Raw genomic sequence first — 11182 nt, 5'->3', positions numbered from 1 at the left:
GCATGGCGCAGAGCTTTATCAACGAGCGCGCGACGGACTACCAGAGTTTGAAAAACCGGGTGATGGGCGGCGCCCTGAGCCGCCAGCGTTCCGCTCATTTTGATGTGCTGAACCGGCACCTGCGCCCCGGCTTGGTAGCGCCGGGGCAACTGGTGATTATTCCCGATAACCAGAGCTTGAATTGTTCGGTCGAGGAGGCCTGGCTGATGCGGCATGCCGAGCAGGTAAGTCGTCACTTGGAGAGGCGTGCAGCGGCCGGTACGGCGGTGATCGACAACTATGACTTGCTGCAGAGTTTCATGGCGAAGGGCTCGATTGGCATCGGCAGTGCGACGTCGGCCTGGGCGCGGCATCTGGATGAGGTAGCGCAAACATTGGAAGACATCGAGCGCTTGCATCAGCGGTTGAAGGACGGTGCTTTGGACAGGGCAGCGTTTATCCAGCAGCGCCAGGCGTTGTTTCGGCGCTTGGAGGTGCAGCTACAAGGTGCGGCACGGCTTGGTACGGGGTTGCAGGGCAATGAGCCGTTGAAAAAGGTGTTGGGCCTGTCGACCAAGAGCTATCTGCATAAAGGTGAGATTGCGGGGTATGCGAAGCGGATGTGGGAGATTGCGCAGATGTCGAAGTGGATGGGCAAAGGGACTTATGTGGGGTTGGCGCTGGATGTGGGGGTGGCGGGGTTGGAGATCAAGGAGGCGTGTGTGGAGGGGAGGGAGGCGCAGTGTAGAAGGGCGAAGTATGTGGAGACGGGGAGGTTGGCAGGTGGAGTCTCAGGAGCTGCCTTTTTGGGAAGACTCGGTGCAGGAGCCGCTCGAAGGGCATGCACAATGTTCCTCGGTATTCGCATGAAGGGAAAAGGTGAACTCGCCTGCGGAATAATCGGAGGCTCAGCGGGAGGGTATGTGGGAGGTGATAGGGCCGGTAGTGCTGGGGCGTTTTTGGGAGGAGAGATCATGGAAGTCGATGGGGATTTGATATTCCTACCTGACGGAGCCTAACCATGGATTTTTTTCTCATCTACACCATCGTGGTGTTTGTCGGGACGTTTGTTGTCTTGGGACTGATGATTTTTGCGGAATATGCAAAGCTCGATGAGGTGGAAAGTTATTTCTGTCAGAACGAAAGGGTTCAAGACAATAAGCGATTTTGGAGGCGAAACCAGTGGATCGACAGGCAATATCGCATGTTGCTTATTTCTGAGTTTTTCTCAGACTCAAAGCGCTATGTGGAAGCCGGTATTGTGACAGAGGCTGAATTAGCGGCAGTTCCTTTAGCGCTCAAGCGTTGGATGGTGTGGCCTTATAAAGTTGGCTATATCTGGGCCTTCGGGACAGCGGTCTGGAGCTTCTGGCGCTGGTGGTGTGACATCCCCATTCCATAGGAGTTGAAATTTTTTCAAAAAAAGTACTGTACATCCATCCAGTTATATCCTAGATTCCATCCCAGGTGACCGGATGTCACCTGAGCTTCACTTTTTAACTATGGATGGATAAAAAATGAAATCGAAAAAAGCCTTTATGCTGGGCGCGGCCATGGCGGCCTCCTGCTTCGTTTCGGCCTTTGCCCTGGCCGAGCAAACCCCTCAGAAACTCAGCGCCGAAGCGGTCAAACAGGCTGTGGACAAAGCGCTCAAATCCGGCGGCAAGCTGGACGCGGCTAAGGTGCCGGCCAGCCTCAAGCAAAAACTCCAGGCGGCCAAGACCGGTCAGTCCAAGGCCGTTACCCAGGCGGTCAAATCCGCGCCGTTCAACAGCGTGGTCGGCGAGTTGAAAAAGCCGAGCCAAGTCGAGCCGAAAAGCGCCGCCGTCGCTGACTTTGTACCGCTGTTCCCCACCTTGGATATCAACACCCTCTACACCATCAACGGTGTGGCCCAGGGTGAAGAGTTCGCGTACCACTTCAACCTCCCACAGAATGCCCGGGTCCAGGTGCAACTGGTCAACCAGAGTGCGGGCACCGACATGTCGTTGACCCTGTTCCAGGACGACGGCCAGGGCAATTTGAGCGTGGTGGGCTCCGCTGATGCGGCGGGCAATACCGATGATTATCTCAACGGTGTTCTGCCGGCCGGTGATTACTATTGGTACATGGTCGCCAAGGTCGCCAACAATTCGCAGTTCAGTTTTGGCGTGGCGGTGGACACCAACATCGATGCCTACGAGCCTAATGACACGCCACAAACGGCCTTTGTGCTGCCGGACTCGATGAACAAGGTCACCGGCAACCTCGACAACGCCAACGACGTCGACTACTTCGACTTCAAGGCCGTCCGTGGCCAGAGCGTGAGCATGTACCTGGCCGGTGACGCGAGTGGCAGCCGTAACCAGTGGATTTTCGACCGTTTTGATGGCGTCAACTGGATTACGGTTCCTGCTGGCTCGACCTCGACCTACCCGAGTGTCACCCCGGGCACCACCGTGAAGGTGCGTGTGCGGGCCAATCCGGCTGTGGTTCAGGACCCGACTAAGCACTACCAACTGAGCCTCGGCTCTACGCCGCGGCTGAACACGTCGGATGTGAAGGGTGACAACGTCGTGCGGGTGCCCGCGTCGATATTCTGGATGGCGACCCAGGCCGCACGTACAGTGAACTGGACCACCAACTGGTCCGACTCCACGGGTGCACCGCTGCTGGGCGTTACGCCGGTGCTGCGCATCGATAAACACTTCGAAGGTGCCGATTTCAATTGGACCGACTTCAAGGCCACCACCAACAGTGCGGGTAACTCCCAGGCCAGTGCGGCTATCGGTGACTGCTTTGGCGAGTACCGTGTGCAGTATCCAGACAGCAGCACCGGTGTGACGTACACCTGGGACACCACCTTCAACTTCGGCGGCTGGCGTATCGAGTTGGATGAGTTCCCTGGTGTGGGTGTGGGAGGCGAGAATGTGCCTTACGTAACGTTCGGGCATATCTGCACCCAGAACATCGTTCACTGATACAACGGCGTCAGTGAAGAGGGGCAGCCTGACGAGGCTGCCCCTTTTCTATTCTCCCGCCAATGCCAGCGCCAACGGCAATCGCGCCATGCTCGTGCTCTTCAATGAACCCAGGTACAACCAGTCGCCATACTCGCGCGCGGTGGTGATGGGTGAGTAGTTGCCGGCACTGCCATCCTGCAGGTTGGCGATGACCTTGCCCTCGGTATCCAGCCCCAGCACAAAGGCTTTGCGCTCGATGGGCTTGGGCACCACCATCAGCGCGCGCACCATCACCTTGCGCAGCAGAGGGTAGCCGGCAAAGCTGTCCAGCAGCGGATTGCGCGGCGAGTAGAGCGCCACCCAGAAGCGGTCCTGCCCGTTGAAGCTGAGGTTGTCCGGCAGGCCCGGCAGGTTATCGATAAACAGATCATGGGTGCCGGCGTGCTCACCTTTGAGCCAGTAACGGCTGATGCGATAGGCACCGGTCTCATTCACCAGCACGTAGTGTTCATCCGGGCCCAAGGCGACGCCGTTGGCGAATTGCAGTTGGTCCAGCAAAACCTCGGTGGTGCCGTTGCTGAAGTCATAGCGCAACAGCCGACCGTCGCCGCCGTGCTCAATCACCGCCTCACCGTCCTGGCCGTAACCCCAGCGGCTCGAGGCGTCGCTGAAATAGGCATAACGCCCGCTGGCGTCCACGGTCACGTCATCGGTGAAACCCAGGGCGACGCCATTGGCGCTGGTGCTCAGGGTGGTCAGTTGGCGATCGGTCTCCAGCGCCAGCAAACCCTTGACCCCATCGGCAATGATCAAGCGCCCGTCCGGGTGCAGCGCCATGCCCAACGGACGCCCACCGGTGTTGGCCAGCACTTCCAGGCTGCGGCTGTCGGGCGAGGTGCGGATGATGCGTCCGTCATGCAGGCCACTGATCAGGTAGCCCTGGGCATCCAACAGCAGGGCCTCGGGCCCGGCGATGTCCTGGGCGCCGATTTTCTGCACGCCTTTGAGGCGCTGGTTCTCGGCATAGGGGCCGTCCTTCATCGAGGGGGCCTTGGGCGGCGCCCAGTTCACCGGCTGGACTTTGGTGGGCATCAACAGCAAAAAGGCGATCACCGCCAGAAACAGCAAGAACAACAGATGACGCAATTTTTTTGGACGGGTACTCATGACGATTCCTGGTTGTCGTGGGTGCGCGGCTCCCAGTGCAGGGTGCCGAACAGGTAATCCATCAGCGGGAGGACGATATTGAAATTGCGTCCGTGCATCAGCTCCCGGCGGTGATGCAGGGCGTGCAGTTGGTGCATCTGGCGCAACCACGGCAGGCGCGCCACCGGATGGTCGGCGGGCAGGTGCTCGCAGGCGTGAAACACTTCGTAAAGCAAATAACCGAGGATCATGCAGCCGGCGAACAGCCCGGCAACGTTGGGGCTCCAGTGCTTGAGCAGCCACCAGGCGGGCAGGGTGATTGCCAGGCTGTGCAGCACGATCAGCCAGGCTGGGAACAGGATCACCCGCCAATCCCGGGGGCTGTCGTAGGTCATGTGGCCAGGGGTGAAGAAGCTGTGATGGTCGCCGGTGTGGCGCGCATAAAACAGCCGGGCCAACCCGTGTTTATGGTGGCCGAGGTGGCGGTGGACCAGGTAGATGCAGAGGTTGAAGAACACCAGGGTCAGCGGCACGGTCAGCCATTGCACAGCGCTGATCTGATGTGTGGATGACCAGGCCAGGGCAATGCACACGATGCCGTAGCCGAACACGAAACTGGCGTGCAGCCAAGGGTTGTAGTGGGGCGCGACAGTGGCGCGGTAACGGGCGCGGAAGGTCTCGGTGGGGTGGTCCATGGCCGGTTGCTCGGTGTTTTTTTATGGGAGTCTGAGCTTAGTTGGTGGTGGGGAATGTGCGAGTTTTTGCAGGCAGCGCACTACGCCTGTGGGAGCGGGGTTGCTCGCGAAGAGGGCGTGTCAGGCAAGGCATCAGGTGGCTGACCCTCCGCATTCGCGAGCAAGCCCGCTCCCACATTTTGATCGCGACCGACCAGCGGCCCCTTGCGCCCCTCTTATTTCCTTGCTAGTTTCTCGCAAAATGTTAACGATAACATTTGCTCTAACAATAAAAACAAAACAGAGAACCACGCCATGAAAATGCTTCCGAAAACCCTGTGTTTATTGGCTGTAAGCATCACCCTCGGCACTGTCTCCCCAGCATTCGCCGACGCTGCCAAGCCGATCCGCATCGGCGCGTCCTTCCAGGAAATCAACAACCCTTATTTCGTCACCATGAAAAACGCCCTCGAAGAAGCCGGGGCGACCATCGGCGCGAAATTGATCATCACCGACGCCCGCCACGACGTGTCCAAGCAGGTCAGTGACGTCGAAGACATGCTGCAAAAAGGCATCGATATCCTGCTGATCAACCCCACTGATTCGGTCGGCGTGCAATCGGCAGTCAAATCTGCCCACGCCGCCGGTGTCGTGGTCGTCGCGGTGGACGCCCAGGCCGACGGCCCGCTGGACTCCTTCGTCGGCTCGAAGAACTTTGACGCTGGCTTCCAGGCCTGTGAATACCTGGCCAAGAACATCGGCGACAAAGGCAATATCGCGATCCTCGACGGCATCGCCGTGGTGCCGATCCTGGAGCGTGTGCGCGGTTGCAAAGAGGCCGTGGCCAAGCACCCGGACATTAAGATTGTCAGCATCCAGAACGGCAAGCAGGAACGTGACCAGGCCCTGACCGTCACCGAGAACATGCTGCAGGCCCAGCCCACCCTCAAGGGCATTTTCAGCGTGAATGACAACGGCTCGCTCGGCGCGCTCTCGGCCATCGAGGCCAGCGGCCTGGACGTGAAGCTGGTCAGCGTCGACGGCGCGCCCGAAGCCATCAAGGCGATCCAGAAGCCCGGCAGCAAATTCATCGCCACCTCGGCCCAGTACCCGCGCGACCAGATTCGCCTTGCCCTGGGCATCGCCCTGGCCAAGAAATGGGGCTCGCAAGTGCCGGCCACCATCCCGGTGGACATCACCCTGATCGACCAGGCCAAGGCCAAGGATTTCAGCTGGTAAATCACCCAGGCCCCACGCAATTCGTGGGGCCCAGGTCATCCTTCTGAATACGAGGTCGGCGGTATGAGCAGTCTTCTGAAGCTGGAAAATATCTGTAAGCGTTACCCGGGCGTACAGGCCCTCAAGTCCATCAACTTAGAAGTCGAGCGCGGCGAGATCCACGCCTTGCTCGGGGAAAATGGCGCGGGCAAATCGACGCTGATGAAGATCCTCGGCGGCGTCGAGCATCAAGACGAGGGCCAGATCCTGATCGACGGCCAGCCCCGGCAATTCGCGACCTACCGTGATGCGATTGCCGCCGGCATCGGCATTGTGTTCCAGGAGTTCAGCCTGATTCCCTACCTCACGGCGGTGGAAAATATCTTCCTCGGCCACGAGCTGAGCAACCGTTTCGGCCTGCTGCGCAAGCGCGAAATGGTCGAGGCCAGCGAGGCCTTGTTCAAGCGCCTCGGCGTGACCATCGACCTGCAATGTGCGGTCAAGCACCTGAGCGTGGCCGAACAGCAGTTTGTCGAAATCGCCAAGGCCCTGGCCCTGGATGCGCGCCTGTTGGTGCTGGATGAACCCACCGCGACGCTGACGCCCAGCGAGGCCGAGCTGCTGTTCGAGATTATGCGCGAGCTCAAGCGCCAGGGCGTGGCGGTGATTTTCATCTCCCATCACCTGGAGGAAATTTTCCAGGTGTGCGACCGCATCAGCGTGTTGCGCGACGGCGGCAATGTGGGCGTTACCGATGTGGCTGACAGTGATATCGACCGGCTGGTCGAGATGATGGTCGGGCGCCGCCTGGAATGCAGTTTTCCACCCAAACCGAACAGCGAGCGCGGCCCGCTTTTGTTGGAGGTCAAGGACATCCAACTGGTGCGCAACGGTCCTCACAACAGCTTCCAGCTGCACAAGGGCGAGATCCTCGGCTTTGCTGGCCTGGTCGGTTCCGGTCGTACCGAACTGGCCCTGGGCATGATGGGGGCTCTGCCATCGGTGAGCAAAGACGTGTGGCTGCGCGGCGAGAAAATCACCCTCGACGACCCGGCCCAGGCCTTGGCGCATGGCATCGGCCTGCTGCCGGAAAGCCGCAAGAGCGAAGGGCTGATCACCGATTTCAGCATTCGCGAAAACATCTCCCTGAACAACCTGCCCAAGTACCAGAACGCCTCGGGCCTGATCGACAAAAGCCGCGAATGCGCCAGCGTCGAGGGCCTGATGAAACAACTGTCGATCAAGGCCCCCAGCAGTGAAAGCCGGGTGTTCAACCTCAGCGGCGGCAACCAGCAAAAGGTCGTGATCGCCCGCTGGATCAACCACCACTGCGACGTGCTGGTGTTCGACGAACCCACCCGTGGCATCGACGTGGGGGCCAAGGCGCAGATCTACGCGCTGATGCGCAACCTCACCGAACAGGGCTACGCAATCATCATGATTTCCTCCGAGTTGCCGGAAATCATCGGCATGTGCGACCGCGTTGCCGTGTTCCACAAGGGCGCCATCGTCAAGCTGCTGGAAGCGTCCGCCGTCAATCCTCAAGAGGTCATGCGCCATGCAACAGGGGGCTCAAGTGAATACGTCCATTAGTACCGGCGACAACAGCCGGCTGCGCCTCAACCTGGCGCGGCTGGTGCGTTCGCCGGCCTTTTATCCGTTCGTGGGGCTGGTGGTGGTGACCCTGGTGATGATCCTCGCCAGCGACACCTTCCTGACCGCCAGCAACCTGTCGAACATTGCCCGCCAGGTGTCGATCAACGCGATTATCGCGGTGGGCATGACCTGCGTGATCCTCACGGGCGGCATCGATTTGTCGGTAGGGCCGGTGATGGCGTTGTCCGGCACGCTCACCGCTGGCCTGATGGTCGCGGGCTTGCCGCCGGGCCTGGCGATTGGCGCGGGGATGTTGATCGGCGTGGCCTTCGGCATCGGCAACGGCCTGTTCGTCGCCTACCTGCACATGCCGCCGATCATCGTCACCCTGGCGACCATGGGCATCGCCCGTGGCCTGGGCCTGATGTACACCGACGGCTACCCGATTTCCGGGTTGCCGGAGTGGTTTGGCTTCTTTGGTCGCCAGAGCCTATTCGGCATCGAAGTGCCCATCCTGATCATGCTGATTACCTACGCCGCCGCCTATGTGCTGCTGCAACACACGCGCATCGGCCGCTACATCTACGCCATCGGCGGCAATGAAGAAGCGGTGCGCTTGTCCGGCGTGCGCGCGGCACGCTTCAAGTTGCTGGTGTACGGCATCAGCGGCCTGACGGCGGCGATTGCCGGGCTGGTACTCACCTCACGCTTGATGAGCGGCCAGCCGAATGCCGGCGTGTCGTTCGAGCTGGATGCGATTGCCGCCGTGGTGCTCGGCGGTGCATCGATCGCCGGTGGGCGTGGCGTGATCGTCGGCACCTTGCTTGGCGCCATGCTGCTCGGCGTATTGAACAACGGACTGAACATGCTCGGCGTTTCGCCCTACGTCCAGAGCGTGATCAAGGGCGGGATCATTTTGCTGGCGATTTTCATCAGCCGTCAGCGCCATAAATAAACTCAAGACAGGACCTAACACCATGGACAAGCACACCCAAATGCAAGCCGTCGTTTGCCACGGCCCCAAAGACTATCGCCTGGAGCGCATCGGCAAACCCCAGGCGCGCGCCAATGAACTGGTGATCCGCATCGCCGCCTGTGGCATTTGCGCCAGTGACTGCAAGTGCCACTCCGGCGCGGCGATGTTCTGGGGTGGCGACAACCCGTGGGTCAAGGCGCCGGTGGTGCCGGGGCACGAGTTTTTCGGCTATGTGGTGGAGGCGGGCGAGGGCGCCGAAGAGCACTTTGAAGTCGCGGTAGGCGACAAGGTGATCGCCGAGCAGATCGTGCCCTGCGGCAAGTGCCGCTTCTGCAAATCCGGCAAGTACTGGATGTGCGAAGTGCACAACATCTTCGGCTTCCAGCGCGAAGTCGCCGAAGGCGGCATGGCCCAGTACATGCGGATTCCCAAGACCGCCATCGTGCACAAAATTCCCGAGTCGGTGTCGCTGGAAGACTCGGCACTGGTGGAACCAATGGCGTGTTCGATCCACACCGTCAACCGTGGCGATATCCAGCTCGACGACGTGGTGGTGATCGCCGGCGCCGGCACCCTCGGCCTGTGCATGGTCCAGGTCGCCGCGCTGAAAACCCCGAAGAAACTGGTGGTGATCGACATGGTCGATGAGCGCCTGGAGCTGGCGAAGACATTCGGCGCCGATGTGGTGATCAACCCGTCGCGCGACAACGCCCGCGAGATCATCAACGGCCTCACCGACAACTATGGCTGCGACGTCTACATCGAAACCACCGGCGTGCCGGCCGGCGTGACCCAGGGCCTGGATTTGATCCGCAAGCTCGGGCGTTTTGTCGAGTTCAGCGTGTTTGGCGCCGAGACCAGCGTCGACTGGTCGATCATCGGTGACCGCAAGGAGCTGGACGTCCGCGGTGCGCACCTCGGCCCCTATTGCTACCCCATTGCCATCGACCTGTTCGAGCGCGGCCTGGTCACCTCCAAAGGTATCGTCACCCATGACTTCCCGCTGGACGATTGGGCCGAAGCCTTCGAGCTGGCCAACTCGACCAAATCGATCAAGGTGCTGCTGAAGCCGGTGGTCTGAGCATGAACTACGTGATGGGGGTCGACATAGGAACCCAGAGTACCAAGGCGCTGCTGGTGGATGCCCATGGCACGATCATCGCCCAGCACAGCCAGGGGTATCGTGTGGATACCCCGAAAGTGCGCTGGGCCGAGCAATGGCCGCAGGTCTGGCTCGATGCGGTCGAGGCGTGCGTGGCGCAGTGCATGGCCAAGGCCGGCGTGGCCAAGGATCACGTGAAGGCCCTGTGCATCAGCAGCCTGTATGGCGGTTCGGGGATTGCGGTGGATGCGCAGCTCACACCGCTGCACCCGTGCCTGATCTGGATGGACCGCCGCGCCGGTGAGCAGGTGGCCTGGGTACGCGAGCACGTAGACCTGGAGCGCCTGTTCGCGGTCACCGGCAACTCGGTGGACAGCTACTACGGCTTCACCAAGATGCTCTGGCTCAAGCAGCACCAGCCAGAGGTGTGGGCGAAAACCCGTTACTTGCTGCCGCCCAACAGCTACATCAACTGGTGCCTCACCGGAGAGCTGGCGGTGGACCATAGCAGCGCCGGCAATATCGGCGGTGTCTATGACGTAAAGGCGCGTGGCTGGTCTGCCGAGATGCTCGATGCGCTGGGCATACCGCAAGCGATGATGCCGGAGCGGCTGGTGTATTCCGCAGAAGTCGTAGGCGGGTTGCTGGAGAAGTGGGCAGCGCGCTTGGGGTTGCAGGCGGGTACGCCGATCCTGGCCGGTGGCGTTGATGCGGCCATGGCCACGTTGGCTGCGGGGGTGACCCAGCCGGGCAACCACGTGGCAATGATCGGCACCAGCATGTGTTGGGGCTACCTGAACCAACAGGTGGACGCCCATCACGGCTTGGTCAGCATGCCCCACGTCTACAACGGCCACCGTGACCTGTACATCTTTGGCGGTGCGATCACGGCTGGTGCGTCGGTGAGCTGGTTTCGCGAGCAGTTCTGCCAGGCCGAGGAGCAGCAGGCCAAGGCCACCGGCCAGGACAGCCTGGTGCTGCTGGAGCAGCGCGCGATGACGATTGCGGCGGGCAGCGAAGGCCTGTTGTTCCTGCCGTACCTGATGGGTGAACGCAGCCCGGTGTGGGATGACCGCGCCAGTGGCAGCTTTGTCGGCTTGAACCTCTACCACAGCCGCATTCACCTGTATCGCGCGGTGCTGGAGGGGGTGAGTTTTGCCTTGCGCCACAACATCGAAGCGGGCACGCGCGGCGCGCATTCCCTGGACCCACGCTTGATCGTGGTCGGTGGGGCAAGCCATTCGGACCTGTGGATGCAGATTATCGCGGATGTCACGCGGTACCCGGTGTACACCATTGTCCAGGAGGTGGAAGCGGCGCTGGGCGCGGCGTTGCTGGCGGCGCACACGGTGGGGTTGGTGAGTGATGGGGCGATGGACAAGGGGTGGGTGCAGTTGGCGTTGCGGGCTGAGCCCAAGGCGGAAAATGTCGAGGCGTACGACCGTGCGTTCGGCGAGTACCTGAAGCTGTATCCGGCCCTGAAACCGATCATGCACAACCTGCAAACCAACTGACTCAACACAATCCCCTGTTGGAGCTGGCTTGCCTG

General features: G+C 60.8%; 10 protein-coding genes. 8 read left to right on the top strand and 2 right to left on the bottom strand.

The genetic code is table 11. From position 1 onward, the window contains the following. Window positions 1–2: 2 nt before the first annotated feature. From KUA23_RS19845 to KUA23_RS19835, 3 genes are all read left to right on the top strand, one after another. Entirely contained in the window at window positions 3–998 is a 996-nt protein-coding gene (locus KUA23_RS19845; protein WP_252992704.1) for a hypothetical protein, read from the top strand. Window positions 999–1000: 2 nt separating this feature from the next. Next, window positions 1001–1381: a hypothetical protein gene (locus KUA23_RS19840; RefSeq protein ID WP_252992703.1), complete on the top strand. Its 381-nt coding sequence runs from the start codon at window positions 1001–1003 to the stop codon at window positions 1379–1381. Between the two features lie 115 nt (window positions 1382–1496). Continuing rightward, the gene (locus tag KUA23_RS19835; protein WP_252992702.1) at window positions 1497–2939 is read left to right on the top strand and encodes a hypothetical protein; all 1443 of its coding nucleotides are present in this window, start codon (window positions 1497–1499) and stop codon (window positions 2937–2939) included. Window positions 2940–2987: 48 nt separating this feature from the next. Here KUA23_RS19835 and KUA23_RS19830 read toward each other — a convergent pair whose 3' ends face one another. Both KUA23_RS19830 and KUA23_RS19825 read right to left on the bottom strand, forming a co-directional pair. After that, complete coding sequence (locus KUA23_RS19830; protein ID WP_099492980.1) at window positions 2988–4088, bottom strand: SMP-30/gluconolactonase/LRE family protein; 1101 nt, start codon at window positions 4086–4088, stop codon at window positions 2988–2990. After that, complete coding sequence (locus KUA23_RS19825) at window positions 4085–4762, bottom strand: sterol desaturase family protein (protein WP_252992701.1); 678 nt, start codon at window positions 4760–4762, stop codon at window positions 4085–4087. Before KUA23_RS19825 ends, KUA23_RS19830 begins: the two co-directional genes overlap by 4 nt. A 294-nt stretch (window positions 4763–5056) precedes the next feature. Between KUA23_RS19825 and KUA23_RS19820 the strand changes: the two genes are divergently transcribed. From KUA23_RS19820 to KUA23_RS19800, 5 genes are all read left to right on the top strand, one after another. Further along, window positions 5057–5980 (top strand): substrate-binding domain-containing protein, encoded by a 924-nt coding sequence (locus tag KUA23_RS19820; RefSeq protein ID WP_038849054.1) that lies wholly within the window; start codon window positions 5057–5059, stop codon window positions 5978–5980. A 63-nt stretch (window positions 5981–6043) separates the two neighbouring features. After that, a complete protein-coding gene (locus tag KUA23_RS19815; RefSeq protein ID WP_099492977.1) occupies window positions 6044–7552 on the top strand; it encodes a sugar ABC transporter ATP-binding protein in 1509 nt (502 codons plus the stop codon). Beyond that, complete coding sequence (locus KUA23_RS19810; protein WP_078049333.1) at window positions 7518–8510, top strand: ABC transporter permease; 993 nt, start codon at window positions 7518–7520, stop codon at window positions 8508–8510. The genes KUA23_RS19815 and KUA23_RS19810 overlap by 35 nt, the downstream gene beginning before the upstream one ends. A 22-nt stretch (window positions 8511–8532) precedes the next feature. Beyond that, entirely contained in the window at window positions 8533–9612 is a 1080-nt protein-coding gene (locus KUA23_RS19805; RefSeq protein WP_078049332.1) for an alcohol dehydrogenase catalytic domain-containing protein, read from the top strand. Between the two features lie 2 nt (window positions 9613–9614). Then, entirely contained in the window at window positions 9615–11147 is a 1533-nt protein-coding gene (locus KUA23_RS19800) for an FGGY-family carbohydrate kinase (RefSeq protein WP_252992700.1), read from the top strand. The last annotated feature ends 35 nt before the right edge of the window (window positions 11148–11182 follow it).

This window comes from Pseudomonas pergaminensis (assembly GCF_024112395.2).
GTDB lineage: Bacteria > Pseudomonadota > Gammaproteobacteria > Pseudomonadales > Pseudomonadaceae > Aquipseudomonas > Aquipseudomonas pergaminensis.
The sequence above is the reverse complement of the archived record's forward strand: the minus strand, read 5'-3'. Positions and strand labels throughout refer to the sequence as shown.

Excerpts from the sequence above, each read along its gene's own strand:
- KUA23_RS19845 (WP_252992704.1), top strand. The coding sequence starts at position 3 with ATGGCGCAGAGCTTTATCAACGAGCGCGCGACGGACTACCAGAGTTTG.
- KUA23_RS19840 (WP_252992703.1), top strand. The coding sequence starts at position 1,001 with ATGGATTTTTTTCTCATCTACACCATCGTGGTGTTTGTCGGGACGTTT.
- KUA23_RS19835 (WP_252992702.1), top strand. The coding sequence starts at position 1,497 with ATGAAATCGAAAAAAGCCTTTATGCTGGGCGCGGCCATGGCGGCCTCC.
- KUA23_RS19830 (WP_099492980.1), bottom strand. The coding sequence starts at position 4,088 with ATGAGTACCCGTCCAAAAAAATTGCGTCATCTGTTGTTCTTGCTGTTT.
- KUA23_RS19825 (WP_252992701.1), bottom strand. The coding sequence starts at position 4,762 with ATGGACCACCCCACCGAGACCTTCCGCGCCCGTTACCGCGCCACTGTC.
- KUA23_RS19820 (WP_038849054.1), top strand. The coding sequence starts at position 5,057 with ATGAAAATGCTTCCGAAAACCCTGTGTTTATTGGCTGTAAGCATCACC.
- KUA23_RS19815 (WP_099492977.1), top strand. The coding sequence starts at position 6,044 with ATGAGCAGTCTTCTGAAGCTGGAAAATATCTGTAAGCGTTACCCGGGC.
- KUA23_RS19810 (WP_078049333.1), top strand. The coding sequence starts at position 7,518 with ATGCAACAGGGGGCTCAAGTGAATACGTCCATTAGTACCGGCGACAAC.
- KUA23_RS19805 (WP_078049332.1), top strand. The coding sequence starts at position 8,533 with ATGGACAAGCACACCCAAATGCAAGCCGTCGTTTGCCACGGCCCCAAA.
- KUA23_RS19800 (WP_252992700.1), top strand. The coding sequence starts at position 9,615 with ATGAACTACGTGATGGGGGTCGACATAGGAACCCAGAGTACCAAGGCG.